Annotated in this window: 18 protein-coding genes; all 18 read right to left on the minus strand. The window is 44.3% G+C overall.

What is annotated here, in order from left to right; genetic code table 11:
* Positions 1-2412: a glycoside hydrolase family 31 protein gene (locus N7U62_RS11795; RefSeq protein WP_264138176.1), complete on the minus strand. Its 2412-nt coding sequence runs from the start codon at positions 2410-2412 to the stop codon at positions 1-3.
* Between the two features lie 39 nt (positions 2413-2451).
* A complete protein-coding gene (gene rhaM, locus N7U62_RS11800; protein WP_264138177.1) occupies positions 2452-2769 on the minus strand; it encodes an L-rhamnose mutarotase in 318 nt (105 codons plus the stop codon).
* 1 nt (position 2770) lies between these two features.
* The gene (locus tag N7U62_RS11805; RefSeq protein ID WP_264138178.1) at positions 2771-4126 is read right to left on the minus strand and encodes a rhamnogalacturonan acetylesterase; all 1356 of its coding nucleotides are present in this window, start codon (positions 4124-4126) and stop codon (positions 2771-2773) included.
* Positions 4127-4208: 82 nt separating this feature from the next.
* The gene (locus tag N7U62_RS11810) at positions 4209-5363 is read right to left on the minus strand and encodes a glycoside hydrolase family 88/105 protein (protein ID WP_404818020.1); all 1155 of its coding nucleotides are present in this window, start codon (positions 5361-5363) and stop codon (positions 4209-4211) included.
* 165 nt (positions 5364-5528) lie between these two features.
* A complete protein-coding gene (locus tag N7U62_RS11815; protein WP_264138179.1) occupies positions 5529-5840 on the minus strand; it encodes a RagB/SusD family nutrient uptake outer membrane protein in 312 nt (103 codons plus the stop codon).
* A complete protein-coding gene (locus tag N7U62_RS11820) occupies positions 5840-6169 on the minus strand; it encodes a hypothetical protein (protein WP_264138180.1) in 330 nt (109 codons plus the stop codon). The genes N7U62_RS11815 and N7U62_RS11820 overlap by 1 nt, the downstream gene beginning before the upstream one ends.
* Positions 6170-6189: 20 nt before the next feature.
* Entirely contained in the window at positions 6190-7800 is a 1611-nt protein-coding gene (locus N7U62_RS11825) for a family 43 glycosylhydrolase (protein WP_264138181.1), read from the minus strand.
* Between the two features lie 9 nt (positions 7801-7809).
* A complete protein-coding gene (locus N7U62_RS11830; RefSeq protein WP_264138182.1) occupies positions 7810-10245 on the minus strand; it encodes a glycoside hydrolase family 2 TIM barrel-domain containing protein in 2436 nt (811 codons plus the stop codon).
* A 20-nt stretch (positions 10246-10265) separates the two neighbouring features.
* Complete coding sequence (locus N7U62_RS11835) at positions 10266-12323, minus strand: glycoside hydrolase family 53 protein (RefSeq protein WP_264138183.1); 2058 nt, start codon at positions 12321-12323, stop codon at positions 10266-10268.
* An 8-nt stretch (positions 12324-12331) separates the two neighbouring features.
* Positions 12332-14758 carry a glycoside hydrolase family 2 TIM barrel-domain containing protein gene (locus tag N7U62_RS11840; RefSeq protein WP_264138184.1) on the minus strand — a complete coding sequence of 809 codons (2427 nt, stop codon included), beginning with the start codon at positions 14756-14758 and terminating at the stop codon, positions 12332-12334.
* A gap of 391 nt (positions 14759-15149) precedes the next feature.
* Positions 15150-16949: a CocE/NonD family hydrolase gene (locus N7U62_RS11845; RefSeq protein WP_264138185.1), complete on the minus strand. Its 1800-nt coding sequence runs from the start codon at positions 16947-16949 to the stop codon at positions 15150-15152.
* A gap of 2 nt (positions 16950-16951) precedes the next feature.
* Entirely contained in the window at positions 16952-17971 is a 1020-nt protein-coding gene (locus N7U62_RS11850; RefSeq protein WP_264138186.1) for a family 43 glycosylhydrolase, read from the minus strand.
* Between the two features lie 19 nt (positions 17972-17990).
* On the minus strand, positions 17991-18947 hold the full coding sequence (locus tag N7U62_RS11855; protein WP_264138187.1) for a glycoside hydrolase family 16 protein: 957 nt from the start codon (positions 18945-18947) through the stop codon (positions 17991-17993).
* A gap of 47 nt (positions 18948-18994) precedes the next feature.
* Positions 18995-19867 carry an alpha/beta hydrolase gene (locus N7U62_RS11860; protein ID WP_264138188.1) on the minus strand — a complete coding sequence of 291 codons (873 nt, stop codon included), beginning with the start codon at positions 19865-19867 and terminating at the stop codon, positions 18995-18997.
* Complete coding sequence (locus N7U62_RS11865) at positions 19864-22530, minus strand: alpha-L-arabinofuranosidase family protein (RefSeq protein ID WP_264138189.1); 2667 nt, start codon at positions 22528-22530, stop codon at positions 19864-19866. The genes N7U62_RS11860 and N7U62_RS11865 overlap by 4 nt, the downstream gene beginning before the upstream one ends.
* Before the next feature lie 38 nt (positions 22531-22568).
* The gene (locus N7U62_RS11870) at positions 22569-24116 is read right to left on the minus strand and encodes a carboxylesterase/lipase family protein (protein ID WP_264138190.1); all 1548 of its coding nucleotides are present in this window, start codon (positions 24114-24116) and stop codon (positions 22569-22571) included.
* Positions 24117-24125: 9 nt separating this feature from the next.
* Positions 24126-24995 carry a poly(ethylene terephthalate) hydrolase family protein gene (locus N7U62_RS11875; protein WP_264138191.1) on the minus strand — a complete coding sequence of 290 codons (870 nt, stop codon included), beginning with the start codon at positions 24993-24995 and terminating at the stop codon, positions 24126-24128.
* 4 nt (positions 24996-24999) lie between these two features.
* Positions 25000-25998: a glycoside hydrolase family 43 protein gene (locus N7U62_RS11880; RefSeq protein WP_264138192.1), complete on the minus strand. Its 999-nt coding sequence runs from the start codon at positions 25996-25998 to the stop codon at positions 25000-25002.
* Between the last annotated feature and the right edge of the window lie 5 nt (positions 25999-26003).

Here is a 26003-nt window from a genome sequence, read left to right on the forward strand (position 1 = left end):
CTATCGAATATTAATTTCAATGCGTTGTCCATACTTTTTCATCACATCAAAAGATAGCGTTCCATTATCATAGCTCCATTCTTTCAGTCGTTTTGACTTCTTACCTGATGTCACACGGATATCTTCGGGTTTCTCAGATGTCTTAATTTTAACAGAATAGGTTCGGTCTGGCAATTCGTATCCCATCGTATTTTCCGCAATCACAATGGCTTTACCCTCCTCCTTCTCAGAATATTCAATGGAGGTGGTGGTGTACTCTCCTGATTGGTAATCCAGCGTACGTCCATCATCTTCATATAGCTCATAAGATGCCTGGCTACCTGGGTAAATGGTCAATACCAAATGATCCAGTGGGTTTTGATCGATGTACTGTACTGGCAACTGACTTGGCACAATGCTGCCAGCCTTGTAGAAAATAGGCATCTGATCCAGCGGGGTAACGACATGAACATCCCGTCCTCCTTCATATATTTCCCCATCCCAGTGGTTGTACCATTTTCCATCAGGCAGGTACAGCGGTCTGGATTTTGCACCCTTTGTGGTGACTGGACATACTAAGATTGACTCTCCTAACAGATATTGGTCGGTGATGTTGTAGGTATTTATATCATCTTGATTCTCCAAAACCAAAGCACGCATGATGGGCATACCCGTTTGATAAGTTTCCCAACCTGCTGTGTACAGATAAGGGATAAGACTGTATCGAAGGCTGTCATATGTTTTGAATATTCGTTGTGCCTCTTCGCCATAGTTCCAAGGCTCTTTATAACCTGGATGATCCATCCCAAACAAATGGGCGATTGGTCCTAATAAACCAAACTGAGTCCAACGAATGTACAATTCGGGATCTGCGTTGTGCTCAAATCCCCCCATACAATGTGTCCAATAACTCACCCCGGATAGTCCTATATTCAACCCTGCTTTGATCACGGGTTCAAAATATTGCCACTCGCTAGGCCAGTCACCAGCAAAGATGAATGGATAGCGCTGAATTCCGGCGAAACCTTCGCGCGTATGGTTCATACCTCTGATCTGGTTGTACTGCTGAAATTTTTCGTAAGGTGCCTTGGCATAGGCTATAGGAAAAACATTGTGAAGCTTATAAATTTCTTTACCAGTAGGCCCCACTTTATCACTTTCATTGGCTTTGCGACCAAAAGCACTTCCTTCATCCGTCTTTAGAAACATGGCGCCTTGATCTGCTACTCGCTTCACGCCATTTTCCCACCACCAGTCAGTAGCTTCCTGATCAAAAAAATTGACAAACTCTCCCGGGTTATTTTCTTCAGGATAGACATAGCCTTTTTCTCGCGCCTGATCCAAAAGGTCAAGTGTATTGCCATTGTCAAATCTCGGGCGTAAATGCACGCCAGCCATGTTGATATTCATGGCATAAAGACTGTCAAACATAGCCTCAGGATCATCAAAAGTTTCTCTCCACTCAAAACTTGTAGCGCCCTTACCTCCATTTTTTCCAAAAATCCGCCAGGTAGAATCCAAATGCAAGATGTCAATCGGGATTCCCAATTCTCTGAATTTCTTAACCAATGCAACCACATACTGCGTGGAAGTCATCTCTTCGTACCCCCAGGTACCACCGCTGTAGGTTCCCACATGTAGACCAAAAGCAAACCGGTTTATCATCGGCGATTTGCCAGTCACATCTGTATAAGCATCCAGGATCTCAGAAAAATCGGGTCCGTAAATAAAGTAGTAATCCAATTCTCCACCTTCAGCCCCAAAATTGTAGGCATCCGAAGCTGAAGCACCCATATCCCAGGAGCTCTTAAAAGAGTTGTGAAGAAAAATTCCATAGCCTCTGGTGCTCATAAAAAACGGGACAGGGCAGTAATTGGCCTGCAGTACATCATAGGCACCGATTAGGTGTGGCCTACCTTCGCCTCGTCCAACATTGAGTTCTACTGATCTGCCTGTGCGGTCCAATTGATCCATTCTCTCCCCGAATCCAAAAAAGTGCTCATTGGGAAGCAGTGTTTTCTTGCTCAGAACTGTCTCATTACTTTTAGTATGCCCCATGCCTTTAGACAAAAGATGGCCTTCGGCATTATAGACTTGAATTGAAAATGGGGACTTATTAACTACTAATTTCAGTTCATTCGTTTGAAAGGTGAAAGCTTCAGTAGTTTCCTCAGTTTCAACAGGCACCTCATCCCAATCATATTTAATAACCATGTAAGGCTCTGGCGCCTCAAAATCCCGATCCCAACTGGTACGTACCCGAACCATACGATCCTGGCAAAACTCCAGCCGTACATCTGCATCGGTATAGGGTAGGGTAACTATATTCCCTTCCTTTTTAAAGCCGCTAGTATAATCACCAACAAGCTGCTGCGCTTTTGCGGTTCCTATCAACAATACTGTCAACATGAAATAAAACAGTCCTCTTTTCATCTTCTCATCATTTATTAATTGGTAAGCCTACGATATCTATCAGGCCAAATAAAACACTTCGGGCATTGCAACAGTGACTGGAGAATTATCATCGTTAACCTCCATCAAATCTGCCATATATGCCCACCATTTCTTCACTATCTCTTCTTTTCCTAAATCTTGACTACCTCCTTCTCCACTTACTTTTTGGAAGCCAAAAAGGGAATTAGTCTCCTCATCAAAAAATATAGAATACTCTGACACCCCCGATTCCTTCAGCAATTCCTGCAATTCAGGCCATATTTCGTCATGTCTCTTTTTATATTCCTGAATATTTCCAGGCTTTAATTTCATTTTAAATGCTACTCTGCTCTTCATCTTAATATCCATCTGGTTTTATACTAGACCCAGTTTCTGAAATTGTCCATTTCCAATCCTCCAACTGATCCGGTGCAGCCGGATCAAAAGGTTTGATAGATTCTTTTAAATAGTTCTTTAATGGAGACTCTGATTGTCGAATGGCTTCTACGACACATTTGGCTAGTTGCCATGCGCCAAAGGTACTGAAGTGAGTATTGTCTGCTAGTGCATCCCTTTGCCAGGCAAAGGTCCCGGCTGGATAATGCACAAATGCCTTTTTGGATCCTTCTACTCCCAGCGTCTCATACAAAACCTTACTCATGGTGTTTAGATCCAGGAGCAAAACGTCTTCTTTTTCAGCCAGCTGCCTCATGGCATTCGGGTACTCGTCCAGTGTATTGATGATTTGGCCATTTTCATCAAAGGATCGTCGGTTGGTTGATGTCACCAGCACGGGCGTGGCACCTTTCTCTCGAGCTAGATTGATGAATTTCATCAGGTATTCGATATAGCTGGTATAGGGCTCTACGTGACCGCTACCTGGCTTTTGGTCATTATGCGCAAATTCCATGAATAAAAAATCTCCGGGTTTTATCAAGGAATCTATCTTCTCAAGTCTTCGCTCCCCGATGAAGGATTTTAAAGTTTCACCTGACTCGGCAAAATTGGCCACCGCAACATTTGGCTTTAGAAACACAGGGAAAATCTGTCCCCATGACGCCCAAGGTTCCTTGTCTTGATCCACTACCGTAGAATTACCAGTCAGAAAAATGGTCGGTACATCCATTACTCGCTCGATACGCATCGCTTTAAGACATGGTCGCTCACCAGTAAACTCAATAGACAAATAGGGATCCCATTGTAAATAGCCCATCTCTCTTGGCTTTAGTCGGATGCTGTCCTGCCCATGGATTAAGGCTGACCGTACATTGACTATGATCGTGACTGTATCTATTTGACCATAGTCAGTATTATGCTCATATAACATGAGCCTGCGAGATTCTACACGAACAGAGGTACTAGATTTCCCTTCTGAGTCTCCTAATATCAATTTTACTCGATAATTGCCCTCAGGAATAGATTGCCAAAAAGTGAAATGCTTATCAGTAGTATAGTATTCCTCCTCTTCAATGAAGGAACCGGAAATTTGGTAGCCCAAAGAGTCGAGCTGATTAGGGACATTTGTTTGCACTTTGGCACCAGTATCGTATGCTGTACCGAATTCATAATACCAATGCTCAGCAGGAGACTGATCAGCACTTTCACATGAAAATAGCATAAATAATAGAGGTATCACCCCATGCACGAACCATGTAATGGTTCGCTCGTTTCGTCTATATTTTTCAATTTGTTTTGTACTGCCTTTTTTCTCCATATTTAAGGTTGTTCCCTCAAAATTTAGTTCTTCAATTCGCTCCATATGTTCTCTTTCCAAAAATGCACCTATTCACCAAAAATCATCTTTCTGTTGACAATTTGTACACTTCACTTCCTGCTAGCAGAAAGCATCCCAAACCATAATCCTCAAAATCGGGCTGTTTATCGTATGTTACTGGCTGTCCGGTACTCGGCTCTTTTCCTGTACTCTGAACATAGCCTAGAAAACCATCGTCGTGCAAGGACTCTTCTAAAAGTGCATTCCAGCCCTTGACCACAACCGGATAATAGGTTGCTGAATCAATCAAATTATTGTTCAATCCCCAGGCCATTCCATATACAAACAATGAGGTCCCTGTAGCCTCTTTGCCACCATAGTTGGTAGGGTCGTGAAGACTGGCATTCCAAAAACCATCTTCTCTTTGTACCTTAACGAGCGCATTCAACATGGCCTTGAGATCGAGCTCATATTCCTCACGATGTATTTCATCATCAGGAATATCTTCAAGCACTTTCACCAATGCAGCCACTACCCAGCCATTTCCCCTGGACCAGTAGCAGTCCTCTCCATTAGGTTCAGTGTAAGGAGGGTCATAGTCAGCATCTCTCCACCATAGCCCATCTTCGGGGTTGTAAAGTCCTTCTTCCCCCTCTTGATATTTTGAATAAGCGTACATGTCATACATTCTTTCGAAATAGGCCGTATCTCTATATAATGCACCCAATTTTGAAAAAACCGGCATGGCCATTTGAATGGCATCTATCCAATCCCAATCATCAATCTTGTCAGTGACCATCATACTATCTATAGAAGCCTTAGTATTGGCTATGCGTTCTTCCTGAGGGTCTAGTTCATATAGATCAATGTATGTTTGACCTGCACACTGGTTGTCGGCATTTCTGGTAGTCACACCATCGCGAAAGTTCCAATTATGAGATTCTCCCCATTCTACCGCATAGTCATAGTAGGTCGGCTTTGGATCAGTAGCATACAACGCCATCAATCCTTCATAATAGACCCCTCTGGTCCAGATGTTGCTTGGACGCTCTTTGTTGGTAACAATGGTTTTTCCTGTATCAGGCCATTTGTCCATGAAGTATTGGTTGGCCAGCCGCATGGCCTTCAGTGTTTCAGTTTTGGAGGGAAGTTCTGTGGAAGTAGGAGTGCAACCCAAAGAAAAAATTAGTATGGCCAGCAAGCCAAGCATTGAGCCAATCTTATTTAAAAGTTGCATCCAGGTAATCTTTTTAATTTCATTCTCATTCATGGGTAGCATTATCATTTTAGTTTCAGTCAGCTCGATAATAATAGCTCATAAACTGATCTTCGCTATATTGAAAAAAGTGACGCTGGTTATCGCGTCACCTTTTTCAAACAAATTACTATTTATCTAATTCTATCATCCTCCTGCATATCCAGGATTCTGCTCCAAATTAGGGTTAGCATCAATTGCCGCCTGTGGAATTGGGAAGAGTTTTCGATAATCATCAGATGCCTCCTTAAATTCCCAGGGATCTCCAAATTTGTCAAATCGAATCAAATCTCTTCTTCTATGCATCTCGAAAGCTAGTTCTCTTCCGCGCTCATCCAGAATATCATCTTCAGTCAATACTGTCAATGGTGTAGCATTACTTCTAGCTCTTACCTGATTCACCAGGTCAAGCGCTTCTCCACCTGTATCACCTTGTCTGAAAAGTGCCTCTGCCTTCATCAATAAAATATCTGCGTATCTACTAAAGGCAATGTCATCACCATATAAAATGCACCATCAGGCCCTCTCGAAATGTGAGGGTCTCGGACACCTTTTTGACTCGCCAATGTATCACCTGCAGCAATAGGTTGGCCGTTGTTGATGTCTGTAAAGGTATACCCGTCAGTACTCAAAGCCATGAAAAGACTATGAGTCGGATCAGTGAAGTAGACCAATAGATAGGCCGCCATTTCATCAGTTTCATGGGTTTTCTTTTCTTGACTACAAGAGGCCATGCCCACTAGCAATAACAAAAAGACTACAATGGGAATCGAAGTACTGTGTTTCATTTTCTTTTCTATCAAATATTTTACCTACTCTTAATCAAGGAGACGTCATCAACCAAACAAAATGCTCCGGCTTTTCCTTCAGCCAAAAAGCCAATTATGACCTCATTGTTTTTCACCTTTATTTTTTCAATGCTTATAGTCGTCCAGTTTTCATTCTCCTCAATGATATTAAAATCAAAGCGTTTGCCACCAGATTCTGCGAACATTTCCAGTTGATTGAAATCCCCCTTGTTCTTCACTTTTGCGGTAAGGGTATAACTGCCATTTTCGAACTCTACATAAGGAGAGGAATCGACCTTTTGATGCACTTTTCGAATAAAATCTACCCTGTCACTCATATTCAAACTTCTCTCACCAATCACCACTTCACGCTCTTCTTTTGTATTGGCATGATTGAGCACTGGTGACAGGGAATCTAGTGAGATCTCCGTTCCTTTAACGACAGTGGTTTCCCACCCTAGCAATCGGGTTTGAACTGGCTTTACTGGACTAGGCATTTGCTTTCGATCTGCCTCGAAGCTTGGGTTTTTCACATAGTTGTTATCCTCGGCCACTCGCCATTCACCTGTTTCTTCGTTCAAGTCCCATGAATTCAAGGAGTTGAAATGAGGAACGTATTCTTCAAAAGACAATGGACACCACTGATTGTACCCCAGGCCATTCCCGGCAAAATCAGCCCAGCGATCCCCACAGAATATGACGGTTTCTTGTTTCGTACCACGAACGGTCACAAAAAAACCAGTTTGAGAAATATGGGCATAATCGTCTTCAGCACCAGCAAAAACCTGCATGTCGTTTTCCGGAAGATAAGGTCCCATAATATCATCTGCCACTAGATAGTAAGCGAGAGAACCATCCCAACCGTACAATTGTGATGCAGCCAGGTAATACTTGCCTTTGTACTTAAACATGCAGTTACCCTCTCGGCCTGCGCCTCCAAACACTTGTTTGTAATCGAGTAAAGTTATCTTACCATCCTTGAGGCCAATCTCTGAGATGTAAATCTTATGTCGTCCTTTGCCGTAGCTATAGACCAAATAAGATTTGCCCGTGTCCTCATCGGTAAAAACCGTCTGATCTCCTGTGTTAGGCGTGCCTATCCAGCTCTCCATGCTTTTGGTATGTGTTTTTTTAAAAGGGCCCAAAGGCGAATCGGCTACTGCAAAAAGTACGCTGGCATTGTATTGAATGATGAGTACGTACTGATCGGCCTCTTCCACATATGCCACACCCATACGCCCAAGCCAGCCCCATCTTCGGTCTGGATCGTCGAACACTTCGTCTGGTGTTAGGACATCTGCTTCGAATTCCCAATTGACCAGATCGGTGGATGAATAGCAGGTCACTCCTTCAAAATTGTTTCGGGGTTGCGTCACAGAAGGATCCTCGCGATACATCTCGGCCTGCTTGTAATGCACACCATACCAGAAGTATTTTTCTTCGCCCGTTTCTGGATGGGCAAATCTAAAAATACCTCCGCCCTGGCTATAGATCGGTTGACCGTCTTTTGTATCCCAAAAGCTATCGTTTTTGATGTTGTTCCACTGAGCCAATACAGGATTACTCAATACGGCAATCAACCCAATGCAAAAAATGTATTTAACTGTTAATATGATTTTGGATATCTTCATAACGCTCACTTATTCTGCTTTAATAGTTATAGAATCACTAGTCAAACCTTCTGATACTGCCTTTACAGTGATCTTTCCTCCTTTTTCAGCTTGTACTATGGCCATACACAACCCATTGAAAGCCTTTCTTTCTTTGCCTTTAGGTGATGATAAATCCCGCATGTTGCCACTTTCTACACCTATGATCTTGGCTCCTTCTACTTCGAACTGCACCAAATTGTCTGCCGTTGGCACCCTGTTTCCGTCCTTATCCAGAATCTCTACCGTCACGTGCGCTACATCGGTAGGATCAGCCATGATCTTTTCCTGATCCACTGATAAACGAATTTGAGCTGGAGCCCCTGCTGTGACCAATCTATAGGTATATTCCTTCCCGTTTTTCCTTCCTACTGCTACCAGTTCACCCGGCTCGTAGGGCACATCCCAAGATAGGTGCAAATCGCTGGTTGTCGTGTAAACCTTTCCTTCTTCAGGTTTATTCCATCGTTCGGCATTTCCTTTACGTGGAAATTCGAGGTATTTCGCTCCATAAGATTTCCCATTCAAAAACAGCTCTACGGTATCACAATTGGAATAAGCAATCACAGGTAGAATTTGCCCCTCACGTCCCTCCAGGTTCCAATGAGGCAACAAATGCAGGGTTGGGTCTTCGGTCCAAATACTCTTAAAAAAGTAGTAACCGTCCTTCTTGAAACCACAGTTGTCCAGGTATCCAGAAGAAGCACCCCGAAAAGGCCACCTCCAGGATTCTCCATAGTAATCGATACCCGTCCACATAAAATCACCAATGACATAGTCGTATAATAGCGTGTATTTCCATCGTCCCTCTACATCTAGTGGTCTACCATACGCATATCGGGCATTCACTTTTTCAGGATCATCTCCCAGGTTGTAATTGCCGCGATAGCCTCCCATTCCAGTCGATTCTGTTGCCACTACCCGGCGATTAGGATAGTTGGTTTTATCCTCGTGGTAGTACAGTTCTCGGCGGTCGTGCCAGCGATCCGGATAGTTATAACCAACAATGTCATTCTGGTATTCTGCCAGGTAAGCCTCAGATGCAGGATTGTCATCCGCAGCAATACGGTCATTACCTGCCGTAACCAATCGAGTAGGATCAGCTTCGTGACATATATTAATCAATGCTCTGGCGATCTCGGGGCCTTCTTCACTAGACTGATCAGGCACCTCATTGCCCACACTCCACATTACTACTGAAGGGTGGTTGCGATCTCGGTAAACCATGGCCTTCAGATCTCTTTCATACCAATCTTCAAAGTACAACTGGTAGGCATAATCTCTTTTGCCATGTACCCACTCATCAAAAGCTTCGTCCATCACTAAAAACCCCATTTTGTCGCAGAGATCATAAAACTCAGGCGCCATAGGATTGTGGGCCGTGCGGATGGCGTTGCAGCCTCCCTCTTTCAAGATCTCTAAGCGTCTTTCCCAAACTCTTTCTGGAACTGCCGCTCCCACAGCCCCTCCATCATGGTGCAGGTTGACTCCTTTCATCTTCACCTGTTTTCCATTCAGTAGGAATCCATTGTCGACATGATATTCTATGGTTCGGATCCCCACATTGGTATATACACAATCGGATTCCTTTCCATCGACACTGATGGTAGACTTGAGCGTGTATAGATATGGAGATGCCACCGACCACAACTCAGGCGAGGGTACTTCCATTTCCTGCTCGAAAGACAAACTACTATTCCCTTTGATCGTGGACTCCTTTTTTATTGAAGCCACTTTCTTACCGTTGGCATCCAGCAGCACGTTTTCGATTGTCACTTCCTGAATGGCTCCTGGGTTGTCATTCTGGATAGAGGTTTTCAGATACAAAGTAGCCTTGCCCTCTTCAACAGATTTGGTATAGTAGAATATCCCATATTTCTCAAAATGAAGCTTTTTAGTGGCTACCAGTCGAACATGCCGATAGATTCCCGACCCAGTGTACCAACGTGAATTAGGCTGTTTGGAGTTATCCACTTTCACTGCAATCACATTACCTTCAGGCTTTAGTATACCTGTCAGGTCATAATATATGCTAGAATAGCCATAAGGGTGCTTGCCCAAATAGACATCATTGACCCAAACCTCACTGTTCATGTATATACCATCGAACTCGATAGAATAATTATTTTCTGCATCGAATTTTGGCACATCAAAAGTCTTACGATACCAACCGATCCCTGTTGGGAAAAAGCCTACGTTACCGCCTCCAGGAGCCTCTTTATCGTTTTCCAGCTCTATGCTCCAATCATGCGGCACATCCAATGTTCGCCAACTATCATCGTTGAAATCTGCTTTAGAAGCATTGGGTGTATCTCCTAGTGAAAATTGCCAGTTGGAATCAAAGTTGGTTGTAACTCGACTCTTGCTTCGCTGTGCAAACAGCGTCGTGCTCAATAGGATGATAATAATCGTCAGCAGGTTCTTCATGACTTTATTGTTTTGGTGGATTAATCGGCAGTATATGCTGAATATAATTCAGGATAGATGTCAATGTTTTCGTTGGTGTTCCCTTCTTGATCGAACAGCCCACCCCATCGAGGGGATGTAGGCTCCCAAATAAAGGTGCCCAGCCCCATTCCGTTTGGAATATTGTGGACGATATCATTGACTTCTTTTCTGTTGTGGTGATATTCTACTACGAAAATAGGCTTATCATATCGCGTCACCAGGTCATTGAGATTGGCTTCCAAATCCTCCAGTGTACCGTGGTATTCTGGATAGTAGGATTGTCCAATCACATCAAACTTCACATCACGACTTATGATCTTATCGAAAAAAGCCACAGATTCGGGATTCTGCCCACCACAGGCAATATGAACCATAATGGTAATGCTCGGGTCAGCCGCACGAACAGCCGCACTGGCACAGCGCAACAGCACACTGAAGCTTTCCATCTCCTCATCTGAATCCACTTTTTCTTTCCCCTCTGGCAGTTTGCCCTGTGGCCAAACCATCCCATTGTTGATCTCATTTCCGACCTGAACCATATCTGGGCGTACCCCTTCGCCGATGAAGCGTTTGATGGTTTCGTTGGTGTAGCTGTAAATTCTACCTTCTAATGCCGAACCATGCAGTTCCTTCCAGGCTGAAGGAGTGAATTGCTTTCCTGGGTCAGCCCAGGTATCGCTGTAGTGAAAATCGAGCAAAAAGTTCATTCCGGCTGCTTTCACACGCTTGGCCATTTCCAGGGTTTTCTCTAACCCGCAAAAACCTTTACCTCCTCTAGAATAGCCATTTTCTGCATCGGGGTCCACAAACAAACGGAGTCTGATCCAGTTGAATTTGTGATCCTTCAATATCTCCAGGACGTCTTTTTCTTGTCCTTGATCCGAATATTTGGCACCACGATCTTCTGATTGTGGCACGAAAGAAACATCGGCTCCAATCACCGGTGTTTCGATATTCACTGTTCGCTCAAAAGGAGGCTCCACTTTAGCCTGTTGATCAGGGTTTAGGTTCTGCTCATATACCTCATCGTATAGTGCAAAAATTGCTTCTGAGGGTTTGCCTTCTTTGTCGAACATCGCACGAGTAGGCTCCCAGGCCATCGTTCCATAGCCTAAGCCGTTAGGGACAGATCGTACGATATCATTGATAATTTTAATGTTCTCTTCGCTCGCTCCATACTCGTTGACGCACACCGGTTTATTGTAACGTTTCGAAAGGTCGTACAAATTGGCCTTCAGATCATTGTAGGTTTCGTGCCAGCGCTCATAGTAGGACAGACCTATCATATCGAACTCAGCCCCATATTGATTCATTTTGTCCAAAAACTCTCGACATAGCGTGTTTTGACCTCCTAATGCCAGGTGAACCATAAGCTTGCTATCAGGCAAGACTTCCCGAACTGCCTTTTGCCCCGCCTTGTACAAGCCCATCAAAGCTGCCCAATTTTCCTCTGTTGCATTGTCTAGTACTCTGCCATCGGGCCATACCATACCATGGCTGATCTCATTGCCCACCTGAACGATTTCAGGAGCCACGCCTTCTTTCTTTAGAGTGGTCAGCACTTCCTTAGTGTATTCGTACAGCTTATCTTCTAGGGCCTTATCTGTCAACCCTTCCCAGGCAGAAGGCTTGAATTGCTTATCGGGATCGGCCCAGGTATCACTGTAATGAAAATCCAGGGTAAACGTCATGCCAGCCGCCTTGATACGCTTGGCCATGTCCAGGGTATTGTTCAAATCACAAAAGCCATCCTTAGAATACCCATTTTCGGCAGAAGGATCTACAAATATCCTTAATCGGATATTGTCAAAATGATGCTTTTTTAGGAGATCAAAAATATCAGTCTCCTTACCTTCTGTATCGTAAAAACTACGTCCCCAGGACTCCATTTGTGGAACGAAAGATATATCAGCCCCTATACTCTGTGAGGGGGCGTCAGATGTATCTGGTGTACAACCAAATAAAGTGAGAGCTAAAAGCAATACGACTGAGGTATTGAATTTTTTCCTTCTAATAAAAGAGGTCATCATATTGAATAGTATTTTTAGTTCTTTCATGCTACTAATTATTTGACTTGTATCTCCAACTGGCCTGATTCGAGACCATTTCCTGATACTGATAGTTTAACAGGCCCTGTATCGGTGGAGGATTGCACCAGGACCACCAACTTGCCATTAAAAGCTTTCATCGTTGGCTTATGAAACAATTCCAAAGAGGTAGGGTCTCCATTACAAACTGCTCTGAAACTCCCATTTCCTTTCACTTTGAATTTCAATTGGCTATCGGCTGTCGGGCAAGGGTTGCCATCTTTGTCCACAACAGTAGCCGTCACAAAACTGATATCCTCTCCATCTGCATTCAGTATGGTTCTATCAGCACTCAATTCAATGTGGTGCGGTGCTCCGGCAGTTTTTATCTCCTTTTCGCTCACGGCATTGCCATCATCGTCATAGGCCACTACTCGTACCGTACCCGGTTCGTATTTCACGTCCATCCAGCGCAGACGATAGCGATCTAGCTTGGTGCTATCGTTCTTGGTGCGGACTCCCTGACTTTTTCCATTGATGAAAAGCTCCGCACTGTTGTAGTTGGTGTAGACGAAAACCGGAGTGGTTTCACCTTCACGGCCTTTCCAATTCCAGTGTGGGAGTATATGCAAGGTTTCGTCCTCTGTATTCCATCTGCTACGATAGAGATAGTAGCGATCTTTGGGCAACCCTGCCAGGTCATTGATACCAAAATAGGAGCTTCGAGATGGCCAAAATCCATCGTAAGGTGTAGGCTCTCCGAGATAGTCGAATCCCGTCCAGACAAACTCACCCAGCACCCAGGGCTTATCATCCTGCATCACAAAATCATCTTCGGGTAGATTGGACCAGCTACAGTACTCTAAATCATAAGACGAGCTATGCCCATCATCGTATTTTTTATTGATGCCCTTTTCAACAGGGAATTTGTATACTCCTCTAGAGCTGACAGTAGAGGCCGTTTCCGATCCCAGAATAAATCCCTGAGGAAATTTCTCATAGGCTTCTTCATACAAATGAACCCTGTAGTTCAATCCCGGTACGTCCAGCAATACACCAAAGCCTGACTCCATCACCGCCTTGACCTGATCCATACCTACTGTGACTGGCCGGGTTGGATCTTCGCGATGAAAAACATCCTGAATCCAATTGGCTCTCTTCACTCCGACTGATCCGTGCTGGTCTGGCACTTCATTACCAGCACTCCACATGATGATACTTGGGTGATTGCGAGTAGCTCGTACCAGGTTCACAATGTCTTTTTCCGCCCACTCATCAAAGTAGAGATTGTATCCATTTTTGACTTTAGGCTTTTTCCATTCGTCAAAGCTTTCGGCCAAAAGCAAAAAGCCCATCTCATCACAAAGCTCTACCTGCTCCAGGGATGGCATATTGTGAGCCGAACGAATGGCATTGCACCCCATATCTTTCAGAATCGTCAACTGTCGCTTAAGTGCTGCTCGGTTGACAGCTGTTCCTAATGGCCCCAGGTCATGATGCAAACAGACGCCTTTGAATTGAGTAGGCTGTCCATTCAATACAAACCCTTCCTCTCGAGTATACGCGATATTTCTAATCCCGAAACGAACATTTTCAACCTGCTTTAAGGTTTCTCCCTGAAACAACTTGATCTCTGCGGTGTACAAATAGGGATTTTCGATCCCCCAGCGATTAGGATTAACCACTGCCAGATCCTGAACAAATTCATCACCGAACTGGGTGGAAGAAGCTTGTGTAGCTACCACCTTACCATTGGCATCTTTGATATGGGTTTCGACACGAAGATTTTCTCCTTTTGCTCTGGACTTGATATTAACCCTAGCCAGCGTATGCGTAACATAAGGAGTCGTCACGAAATGTCCCCAGTGCTCAAAACTCACCTGGTCTTTTATTAGCACCTGAACCTTGCGATAAAGACCCGCCCCAGGATACCATCGGGATGAAAAAGGCTGATTTTCCAACCTAACCGCTATCACATTTTCTCCTTTCTGGAGTTTGTCCGAAATATCAAAATAGAAATAACTGTAGCCATAGGGTCGTTTCCCCACCAACTGGCCATTAACATAGACGATTGCGTTGCTCATGGCCCCATCAAAAGTCAGCAAAACCTGCTTATTATCGAGGTTGGGCAGATCGAGGGTATTTCTGTACCAACCGACACCTACGAAAGGTAATGCACCCGTACGACCGGTTTTCTCTGACGCCACTTTTTCATTGTTCTGGACGATTTTGACCACTTGCTTATCTACTTCTTTGTCAAAAGGCCCGTATATCGCCCAGTCGTGAGGAACGACCACTGACTCCCATTTGGAATCGTTAAAATCCACCTGATAGGCTGATACCTCCTCTCCTTTGTGGAATTTCCATCCCTCTTTCAATTGGATGACCTCTGTCTTCTGAGCCATTGCTCCCTGTCTCAACAGGACGATTATCGCAAGTACAATGACCACTCTAAAAATCTTCATTTGCTAATAAATCAGTTTAATTTTTATTTCGAATTTCGTTTTACGTCAGTGGATGACTCCTATGAAAGGACTTGGATATGAGCGCTAGAATCTAGCTTTCAAAATGAGACCTTGCAGCTTTGTTCTCATCTTCAGATCAATCTTTATACTTTCACAATCATGCTATTGGAGCCATTGCGACTCCACACTCCAGGGAGTAATCACTTTCATACTTAACCCGTGTTAAAATTAGTCTTACCATTACCAGGACTATTGAACGAATCATACATAAACTATCAATTATCTTTCATGTCCCTTTGTTATCATTCAGCGAACAATCACAAAGGGAAAAAGCCCCTCTATGACTGGTTTTTATTCTACTTTTTATTTTCATCTAAGTTGATCAATACTATCATTCGATAATTGGGAGCACCAAATAAGATGGATGCTCTGCATCTCGATAAATTGTTACCTTCGGAGCGGGCTCAATTTTGGGTGTCCCCCTTCCAGCAAAACTGATGGCCAGTTGGATCTTATGCCCCGTCTTGAAAACCATGGAAATGGGTAATATTGGGAACTCAAGCAAAGTAGGTTGACCAGGCACCAACAGCTTTTCGTCGGATGTATTTGAGCTGTGATAGGGCAGTCCTAAATTGTTGTATGGAGCTTCTGCTTGCTTCCGCATAGAAGCCCTCAATTGTCCCTGAATATGATAAGATGAAACACTACCATCTGGTGCTACATCTTGAATGGTCGCCACAAAATCCCCATCAGTAGCCGTTGAGGAAATCCAAAGACTCATCTCTGGATGACCGGTCACCTGTACATCTTCACTTAATGCTTCAGTTTCGTAGACAATCGCTCCTTTGCCATTCGTTCCAGGCTTAAAGTCATAGTTTACCCTAGTTTCATCCTGGCCTCCATCAGTAGGTTGGATAGTTGCAATACTTCCCTCTCCAAGATAATACTTCACCCTTTTCTCCTCTGGTAATGGCCATTCTTGAGACGTCTGCCATTCCTCACCTTTGGGTGCATTATAAGTGAAGTAATAAACAGGATCTTCGTCCATTATACCGTTATCAATGCCTTTGAGCCAGTAGTCAAAAAAGCGTAACTCCTCTACAAGGATGTCGAAACCTGTCAAATCCTGAGCAGTAAACCAATCGCAGTGAACGCCAGGCCCCATGATAATCTTCGTTGGATTGGTGATGTTATTAAAAGCGAAATAAGGACCATGCTTGGTATATCCTTCGTCCCAGTTCACCGCCATGTACATGGCTATGCCTGATTGATTGATCTTATCAAGATAGGTAGACGGGCTACTTTTTACCCACCATTGTTTGGAGGCTTCATCTGTTAACTCATCAGAGTAGCCATCTCGGAAAGGGACATAGCCAGCACTTTCGATCGTGCCCTCATGCTGCTTGATGGCAGCTTTCAAAAGCGTACTGTCTTCATCACCATCTACGGTTGCTGCCCATCGATCTCTTCTTTGCTGAGACGTCAAGCCATCGTCCGGCTGTGGCCAACGGCTGGGGTTTCCAATCCCTCCGGGTACACGAAAAGCATACGTATCGAAATCAAAACTCATGGGAAACATGGCTTTGAGATGTGGAGGGGCTGTAGTAGCCGCTTGCATCTGGCTGCCGCCAGTGGCCGAACATCCCCACATACCAATATTCCCATCACTCCAGGGCTGCACTGCCAACCATTCGGTAATATCGTAGGCATCGTTACGGGCAGGACCTACCCATTCACCTCGATTAAAGCCCTCATTGTGCCCAAAAGAACCATATAAACCTCTAAAATCTACAGTAGCCACCACATACCCATACTTCACCAATTCACTGGCAGTACCCGCATAGCAGTCTACCGTCAATTTTTCTTCTGTATCGCCACTATATCTACGATTGTATGGCGTATGCATCCATAGTACAGGAAGAGGGGTATCTATGACTTCTCCAGTCTTTTTATCCTTTGGGCGATAGATGTCCACCGCCAGCTTGACCCCATCACGCATTTCTACATATTGCGAACTGATATCGTACTCCTCTGCATAAATCGCCTCACTGTATCCGACGTATTCGCCTGGTCTGGAAATGCGGTTCTGTTGCACTTCACTTTTCTTTTCAGTTCCGCATGAGCTTATAAACGTACCCACCGCCAAACTGAAAGCGATTGAATATTTGTAAATAGTACTGAAGTCGATCATAATTAAAATTGAACTGTTGGCCATTCAGATCTGTCCCACTCGATGGTCTTTATAACCAACTTGGAATGTCCTTTGTCATCTTTATCATATCCGTGAGCTACGAAATAGGTTTGCCCATCAAAATCATAAACCGCACAGTGACCAATCCCCGCATATTCATCCGTTTCGCCAGCTACAAAGGTTCCTCCCCCAGCGTACAAGGGTTTACCTTCCTTGTCAAAGTAAGGACCTCTGATATCGCGAGAACGCCCTACCAAAACCTTGTAAGTGCTATCTAATCCACGGCAGCAATAGTCCGTAGACACAAATAGATAGTAGTACTGGTGTCTCTTGTAAATAAAAGGCGCCTCTATGGTACCATCTCCCGGATCGGTATCCGGCATTCCAAATGTTCTCTCCTGCTTGGCGATTGTATACCATTCTTGTGGCTCAGCTAGCGCCTTCATGGTTGAGTCAAGCTTTACCAGCTTGAGACCACCCCAAAATGAACCAAAAGACAGCCAGCCTGTCACTTCCCCTCCCCACTTTCTATCGAAATAAACATTGGCATCTATGGCGTTCCAAAAATCACGACCAGGGATAGACTGGAGGATCATGCCATGGTCTACCCATTCATAATCCGGGCTTTTTTGATCCAAAGTCTTATTGGTCATTACGCCTATCGCCGAAGTATTTTTGGCAAAAGCTGAAGGAGAATAATACAGATAATAAGTACCGTCTAAATATTGAATATCTGGTGCCCAATATCCACCTCTATAGCCCGGTATTATATCATCGGTGACCCATTCCAGCTTACTAGGCACACGTTTCAGCCTTTTCCACTTTTCAAGATCCGTGCTCTTCGCCATCCCACCACCTGTGGTGAACAAGTAGAAGTCATCTCCCTCTTTGATCATTACTGGATCATGTGCTACAAATCCCTTCGAATCATCCGGTTTCCAGTTAGGCTGTGCCATGCCCCAGGTACCACACAGCATCAAGATGATTAACAGCTTATATTTCTTACTTAATTTATCTTTCATATTTATTCCTAATTTCGATTCATCTGGTAGTTGACTGCTGATAAAGTCGTACATAATCTATTTCATAAGTCCTCGGGAAATGGGTTCCCGAAGGATCACCTCCATTGGACCCCAGGGCCAGATTCAATAAGATGTAATGGGGCTGACGGAAGGGATTGAACCCGTCAGGGTTGGTGGTCGTGCTTAAGTCAATTTCGTTGAGCAATTGATCATCCAAATACAGCTTAATGTAGTCCTGAGTCCAGTCCATTTTCCAAATATGAAATTGACTACTCCACTTATCATTACCCACTGTTAACTCTTTGAGTGGCACACTCTCCGAATCCCAGTGGCTCTTATAGTTTTCTCCTGCTGACCAACAGGCATTGGCCAAAATCGTAGGACGACCGCCCACGAGATAGTATTCCATCAAATCTACCTCGCCGCAGGCAGGCCAGGGCTGATCTATGCCCAAAGTCCAGATAGCTGGCCACATCCCCATGGCCGTATCTATTTTGGCTCTTACCTCTAAAACGCCATACTGAAATTCCACTTTGCCTTTAGAATAAAGACAAGAGGATGAATATTCAATTTTTTCCCTTGACCGCCTCCAGTTTGAACTTTGGGCATCATAGTTAGGATTAGGAAAGTCTTCTCTCTTCCCGTTGATTACCAGCAATCCGTTTTCAAGACTGGCATTCTCATCTTGATACCACTGGAGCTCTTCGTTTCTTACAAAGCCCCGTTCAAAAGACCAAAAAGTCGTATCGGGCTTTCCCTCTCCTTCAAATTCATCACTCCAGATCAGTTGATACTCTTTCTGCGACTGAGCCCAAACTTCCGATGGGAGGATAGAACCAAATGACATACATAAGGCCAGGATACCAGCCACCCGTGGATTCAGCAAAACACAGCTCAACCAACTCCATCGTACTTCACTCTGGGCTCGATTGGCCAAACGCCATTTTAGTGCTATTGATGAAAATGGATTGCTCATGCTTCTGCTCTATCCATATTTGCTTTTCAGCTTTTGAGGTATCTTCTTTAAGGCTTCAGGTATTTGTCAAAGAATTTTTCCAGTGCCGGATCCGTCACATCCAACTGTCCATTGTAAGCGATACCATGATCTCCTTCCATCTCTAGGTATTCCAGATTAGTCGCTCCTGCCGCTTTCATCTTTTCTACAAAGTCCCGAGTTCTTTCTGGTAATACGATTTTGTCTTCTGTCCCCTGAATTAGAAACATAGGTGGATGACCAGCGGCTATATAACCGATCGGCCACCATTCTTTTTTGGCCATAGGCATATCTCGACCCAGTTCTGTAGGAGGAGAACCTGCTCCTGCTACATTGACCATACTGGAGTATTCATCCCATCCACCATCACCTTCGAGGTTGGCAGTGTCTGACACCATAGCCAGCATCATAGACAAATGTGCTCCGGCAGAATGACCATAGCTACCGATTCTATTGGGGTCTACGTTGAGCTCATCCGCGTGTGCACGCAACCAGCGAACGGCACATTTGACATCTTCGATACAGGCAGGAAACTCTGCTTCACCGGTTAATCTATATTCTACATTGATCGTTACATAGCCTTTCTGGGCATAGGCGACCATCATCTTTTGATAAACATCTACTGACTTGGAACCGAAACGCCAACCGCCACCATGAACAATCACCAATGCCGGACGCAATTCACTCCCAAAATTGGCCGGCATAGCCAAATCAAGCTTCCAGGCATCACTTTCTCCCTCTCTATATGGAATATCCTTGGTTACAGTTATGGTTTTATAGTCCGAAGTAAAGCTGGCTTCCTTCGTTATATCTTCTGCTTTCTCAGCCTGCTGACTGCAAGCCATGACTGACACTGCCATCAGCAGAATCAGTCCTATTGATTTATATTTTATACTCATCATTTGCTTGCTTTGATTTTTAGGATAGTCAATGAATATGGTTTGAACTCCATGTCAAAAGATGAACTAAACCCATCATAAGCCATAGTTTTAGGGGATACCTTCATAGGCTCAGCGAAACTATTTTCTGCATCTTTCTCTTCGGCAGACATCTCTATGATTTCTCCTGTTTTCTCCAGATTAGCCGCATTGTTTAAATTGATTTGAGTAGCAAATGGAGTTCCTTCTCCATTGACTACTTTCACCACTACTTCACCATTTTCTTTGTCATATCCGGCAATGGCAAATTGTCTTTGTGGTCTTTGGTATTCGATCTGACCCAGGCTAACCCCGTCCACTTCAAGACTGATCAATTTGCCCTGAACAGTCACTTTTATATCATACCATTTGTCCATGCCAAAATCAAATTCCTTATCAAATCGGCCTACATCAATGGTAGCAGGACCGAATCTACCAAACCTACCTCCTGAATTCTTGATAGCCTTTTGCAAGGAGGCTGTCAATTTCAAATCTGGATTATTTTCCACGTTTGCATTGAGCCATGGAAACCATCTCCACGAAGGATCGAAAAGATTAATCTGGAAATAATGGTCGTCATCCTTCAGACCGAATTTGATTTTCAGCCCATGGAACAGGCTATCTCTTTTGACCTTAAAGGACATCACCAGGTTTTCTGCCTGGATCTGCTCATTGTGGATGGAATTGGTTACATCTCCTTCGAAATCAAAGGCGCGCTGCCCTTGAGGTAGTGTTGGAATCGCCTCTGCTTTCAGCCCTTCCTCATTTACTGTCCAGGTGCCTTTGACCACCTTCCAATTGTTCTCATCGCTAAGGATCGATGCATTATCAACATCATCTTCGGTATCTACTATTAAATCCTTGATTGTCAAATCAGAAGGCGACTCCAATCCAATACCACCGATTATTTTTTCTTCTGGAAATACCCAGTCCAATTGGGTGTCCAGATTCACATCAGGGCGATTTTCGGCGAACATCTTTTGTACATAATAAGAAGATCGACCGTATACCGAATCATTTTTAAAATGTATCAGGTTCGTCGGCCAATTTCTATAGTTGACATTTTCTAACAGTGGCGCATATGAAGCCATCTTCACGATATCAGCATTTCTCTCCATGCCAGTCATAAAAGCCGCCTCGCTCAGCGCCCCATACATATTCCCCTGCTGAATGCAAGCATATTCACCAGCATAGATATCAAACTTACCGCGTGGGATGGTGTCAAAAAGTTGGGTGTTAGCAAAGAAAAACTCAGCATCGCGATACCAATGTGGGTCCAACATCTGAATTTTTTCTTCAGTATAGTATTCTGGTATTTCTGGAGTGAAAAAGAAATGCGCATTGAGGATTTCCAAATCTGGGTACTTCTCTCTGACAGCATCATAGATCATATCATATCTCTCTGCATAGATCTCGCCTGAGTTTTCATTCCCAATTTCCAGATACTTGAGCGGGAATGGTTCAGGATGTCCATTTTTAGCTCTCTCTGCTCCCCATTTTGTACTTACATCTCCGATAGCATACTCTATCGACCCTAATACCTGCTCTACGATTTCGGGCATTTGATCCATCTCATAGTAGTCACCATTTCTGGCAGCACAAGAAACCCCTGCATTGGCCACATACATGGCGCTGGCACCTACATCCTCACATAGTTGCAAAAACTCGTGGTAGCCAAAACCATAAGTATTGTGGTAGCCCCAAAGATCCCACTCGCCTTTTCGAGTGATATGCGGCCCGATGGTTTCCCACCATTTGATGCGGTTTTCCATGGTGCAGCCTTCTACTACACAACCTCCCGGCCAACGAATGAAGGCTGGGTTGAGGTCTGCGAGCATTTGTGCAATGTCTTTTCTCAGTCCACCTTTTCTATCCATAAAAGTACTTTGCGGCAGCAAGGAAATGTAGTCAAGACAAACCTGACCGGCAGCTCCAAAAGTCAGCTCCAGTTGAAGAGCATTGTTAGTCACATCGGAGGTAAATGAGAAGGAATAAGCATCCCATTCATTATTGCCAGACATGTCAAACGCACGTGTAGCCACTACATTGCCCAATGTATCTACAATAGAAGCGGTAATAGGACCGGTAAAAGCAAAAGGACGCGCATAAAATAGAAAATCGTACTTCTCTCCTTTTGTGAATGCAATCCCTTTGAAACCTCCATTGACCAACTTCACTCCATCATTTGATTGGATATCCATCAGTAAGGAATGAGGTGTAGCAGGATCAAGTGGAGATGCTGTAACCACTTTCATTGAAGCATCTGCTTCGCTATTGCTCTCTAACTTCCAGCCATCAGTCTTGTTCTCAACATCGAATTCTGTCTGCCAGTTTTTGACCCTGCCTGATTCGTAATCCACTTTAGAAGGAGCCTTGATTACCCCATCTTGATAGGTCAGTGTGTGAGGGATATTCTTTTCCTCAAAGGCCCGATTGTAAATCATCTCAGGATACAATCCACCATCTCCAGATCGATTGATCTCCTCATAAAAAATCCCCCATAAATCCTCAGAAATTTCATTACCTTCTTGAGCAAGGTCAATATTGATAATGGATGGTTTGGTGAGGGCTCTTTCTTCATTTTGCGTACAACTCAAAAGAGCCGTCCCAAAAATCATGGTCCATAATAACTGTAGGTAGTCTTTCATAATAAACTGTTTTTGCTTTTATACATTAGATGGATAGCTTAATTCATCACTTGCCCTTCTGCTGTCATTCTCCATTTGAAATAACTGTCTAATACCATCATCGATTCTTCACTTGGCACTGTCCCCATATGAGGATCTGCATCCAGGTACATTACCTTTGGATTTGAATGAGTATAGGCGGACCATTGCGGCAAATTTTCGCCATTGGGATCGCCATACTTGCTGAAATTGGTCCAATAGCTTACCATCGTTTCTGATAGTGCGCTGTCCACCTGAATAAAATCATTTGGCTTTTCTATTTCGTCCAAGGTACCGAAAGCATAAGCTACCTCCTGACCGTGGGGTGATCCATAGCCATATTTCGGAGAATCCTCTGGATACTCTGGGTGCTGATCGAAATAATAATAGTAAACAGGTGATTTGCCCGTTTGGGACTGCAACTCTGCCCATACCCATGTTTGCCACCCAAACGCTGCATCGCGATTCAAATCACGGGCAGTTCGGGTAATTTTATTCTCACCCATAGGGTAAACAGAAAGCAAAGTATCAGCAAACTTTCCATAACGCCTCTCTATCCCCTTGACGAAATCTTCTGGAGAACGACTCCATGTAAAACTGGCTCCTTCGTCAGAGTTGTACCCAATCATCACTGGTACATCGTTGTATTTTCCCTTCTCATATAACTTATGCTGCACATCAGGTATGACATGGCCATCCACAATAGGCCAACCTCTACCTCCTGGCAAACTATCAGCAGGTATTTGACGCAATTCTTCTATAGAGTTACCTCCAGCACGCTTTACGTAAGCCTTTCCATCTGCATGAGCCATTTCGAGGGTTTTCATGTTTTCTCCAGGGTAGGTAGTTGCTCTTGTCGGACCAAATGAGCCTCCACTCTGCGAGATAGCTCTATGAAACAGCCCTTCTGCCAATGGAGATGCACATAGCATACTCACAGAAATACCGCCAGCTGATTCACCGAAAATGGTGACATTTTTGGGGTCACCACCAAAAGCTTCGATGTTGTTTTGCACCCATTGCAGTCCTGCAATCTGATCTTGTATTCCATAATTACCTGACACGCCATTAGGTGATTCGGCACTCAGCACAGGATGCGCCAAAAAGCCAAGAATCCCCACACGATAAGCAATGGCTACTACTACAACACCCTCTTTGGTTAGTTCCACACCACTGCAAACAGGATCGGCTGTAGTTCCAGCACCGAAACCTCCTCCATAAATCCAAACCATCACGGGTAGTTTGTCTTGATTGGATTGAGCTCTGGTCCATACATTTAAGTACAAACAATCTTCGCTTTTGCCAGACGGTGGATTTCCTCCTTGAATTGGCGAGGGTGCATACTCCACTGCTTGTCGAATCCCATCCCATTTTTCAGGAGGCTGAGGCGCTTTCCATCTTAAATCACCAACAGGGGGTTGAGCAAAAGGAATCCCTTTGAACACCCGTAAATCACCCTCAACCGTACCTTTCAGCACACCTCCTTCTACCTCTACGATCGAAGGATCTTGTTCAGAACATGAAAAGATGATTACAGAAATAATAATTAATAGTGCTTTAGTCTTCATGGTATCAGGTTAGTTGGTAAAGTTTTTGGTATCCATAGACCAATTCTTGAAATCGGACAGATCACTCTCCAGGAATACTGCTGACTGGTCAGCCGCTCCTTTCAATTGCCAGTCGAGCCAGTGGAGCGCCATTCGAGCAAAGGCGCCACCATACTGTTCATTGAATGTACCCCCATGATTCCCATCCAGCATATTGGCAAAGGTCACAGGTACATGATTGATTCGCTCATAGTCGAGCCTGGCATTGTTGGTGGCGATATCTTCTTCACCCCCTACGATGTAGATGACGCTTCCATGCACAAGGGCCAAAGATTCGGTACTCGCTCCTGCCATGGTCATATCCCCCATGCCTGAGTTAAACATCATGTAAGTTTTGATGCGAGCATCACCTGCTACTGCCATTACTTGAGCACCACCACAGGACTGACCCCCGGCTGCTATTTTGCTTAAGTCTAGCCTCTGATAATAATCTCCTGACTCATTTTCATTCTGATTCACTACCCAATCCATGGCATCCACCAACATTTGAGCTTCTGTGCTAGCCCAGTTCTCATCATTGGACATTTTCAAAGCACCAATGGCTACCACGATATATCCATGGGAAGCAATCTCTGACAATACCTTTTCATGAGTAATGGATGTATTGGCACAGGCACCATTGGCAAAAACTAATATGGGTAATGTCCCTTCTTTCTTGACCGCCTTCTTGAGGTTTTCGGGTCGGTACACCACAAAATCCGGCAAGGTTTTCTCCGATACCGCTATGGCCTTATAAGGACCATTTCCACCATTATCGATCAGCTTGGTTTTTACAATTTGTGAATATGTAGCCAGACTGCATAAACACAAGAAACAACTTACTATTAGTCTTCTTATCATTTTCCTAATCCTTTAGGTCTTGTCCAAAGTCTGGAAAGCCTTTTTCATCCCAGGTAAATACTCTCGCTCTGGTATGCCTGTTAAAATCATATAAAGAGTTTCCTCTGATCTGCTCATATACCCTGGCATGGTAGATCAAAACGTCACTCTTACCATCCTCCGAGACCGTAAAGCAGCTGTGACCCGGACCAAATCGTCTGACCTCAGGGTTGGTAGAGAAGACTGGCGTTTCAGATTTACTCCATGAATCAGGATTCATCAAATCAGCCTTTTCATCTGCCCAAAGCAAACCGATGCAATAATTGGCATCTGTAGCACTGGCCGAATAGGTCACGAAGATCTTGCCGTTTCGTTTGATCACTGCCGGGCCCTCATTCACGTTATACCCCTTCCTTTCCCATTCGTACTCTGGAGTGGTGATGATGATTTCTTTCTCGTTCAACTTAGTCGGCCCATCCATCTCTGCCATGAAGAGCGAGGTTCCGCTCTTAGGCGGTGTACTCTGTGCCCAGATATAATATCGCGTGCCATTGTGCTCGAAAGTGGTAGCATCCAGAGAAAATGAATCTCCCTGAGAGTAGATCCTTCCTTCTTCTTTCCATTCTCCTTGCGTTGGATCTTCAGAGGGGTTGGATAGGGCGTACATCCTGATATTCCATACATTTTCCGCGTCCCCGGCAGCAAAGTAGATATACCATGTGCCATCAATGCGGTGAAGCTCGGGTGCCCAGATATGAGCCCCCATGATTCCGGTTTCATGTTTCCGCCAGATCACTTTTGCTTCTGCTGACCCCAGGGCATTGATACTGTCTGCTTTTCGGATTTCGATGCGATCATACTCAGGAGCCGTAGCGACCATATAGTAGGTATCCTCTACCTTTTGCACCCATGGATCTGCCCGCTGCCCCACGATGGGGTTGTTGTAGGACAGATCTTTGCAAGGCTTTTCACAAGAGAGGAAAAACAATGCAGAAACAACTAAACACAAATAAGAACTCTTCAAATACA

It is taken from the genome of Reichenbachiella ulvae, from assembly GCF_025833875.1.
Taxonomy (GTDB): Bacteria; Bacteroidota; Bacteroidia; order Cytophagales; family Cyclobacteriaceae; genus Reichenbachiella; species Reichenbachiella ulvae.

Bases quoted from the DNA above. Each gene is read 5' to 3' on its own strand.
- N7U62_RS11845 (WP_264138185.1), bottom strand. From the start codon at position 16,949: ATGATCGACTTCAGTACTATTTACAAATATTCAATCGCTTTCAGTTTG.
- N7U62_RS11815 (WP_264138179.1), bottom strand. From the start codon at position 5,840: ATGAAGGCAGAGGCACTTTTCAGACAAGGTGATACAGGTGGAGAAGCG.
- N7U62_RS11870 (WP_264138190.1), bottom strand. From the start codon at position 24,116: ATGAAGACTAAAGCACTATTAATTATTATTTCTGTAATCATCTTTTCA.
- N7U62_RS11865 (WP_264138189.1), bottom strand. From the start codon at position 22,530: ATGAAAGACTACCTACAGTTATTATGGACCATGATTTTTGGGACGGCT.
- N7U62_RS11820 (WP_264138180.1), bottom strand. From the start codon at position 6,169: ATGAAACACAGTACTTCGATTCCCATTGTAGTCTTTTTGTTATTGCTA.
- N7U62_RS11875 (WP_264138191.1), bottom strand. From the start codon at position 24,995: ATGATAAGAAGACTAATAGTAAGTTGTTTCTTGTGTTTATGCAGTCTG.
- N7U62_RS11810 (WP_404818020.1), bottom strand. From the start codon at position 5,363: ATGCAACTTTTAAATAAGATTGGCTCAATGCTTGGCTTGCTGGCCATA.
- N7U62_RS11850 (WP_264138186.1), bottom strand. From the start codon at position 17,971: ATGAAAGATAAATTAAGTAAGAAATATAAGCTGTTAATCATCTTGATG.
- N7U62_RS11860 (WP_264138188.1), bottom strand. From the start codon at position 19,867: ATGATGAGTATAAAATATAAATCAATAGGACTGATTCTGCTGATGGCA.
- N7U62_RS11830 (WP_264138182.1), bottom strand. From the start codon at position 10,245: ATGAAGAACCTGCTGACGATTATTATCATCCTATTGAGCACGACGCTG.
- N7U62_RS11825 (WP_264138181.1), bottom strand. From the start codon at position 7,800: ATGAAGATATCCAAAATCATATTAACAGTTAAATACATTTTTTGCATT.
- N7U62_RS11840 (WP_264138184.1), bottom strand. From the start codon at position 14,758: ATGAAGATTTTTAGAGTGGTCATTGTACTTGCGATAATCGTCCTGTTG.
- N7U62_RS11805 (WP_264138178.1), bottom strand. From the start codon at position 4,126: ATGGAGAAAAAAGGCAGTACAAAACAAATTGAAAAATATAGACGAAAC.
- N7U62_RS11795 (WP_264138176.1), bottom strand. From the start codon at position 2,412: ATGAAAAGAGGACTGTTTTATTTCATGTTGACAGTATTGTTGATAGGA.
- N7U62_RS11835 (WP_264138183.1), bottom strand. From the start codon at position 12,323: ATGAAAGAACTAAAAATACTATTCAATATGATGACCTCTTTTATTAGA.
- N7U62_RS11855 (WP_264138187.1), bottom strand. From the start codon at position 18,947: ATGAGCAATCCATTTTCATCAATAGCACTAAAATGGCGTTTGGCCAAT.
- rhaM (WP_264138177.1), bottom strand. From the start codon at position 2,769: ATGAAGAGCAGAGTAGCATTTAAAATGAAATTAAAGCCTGGAAATATT.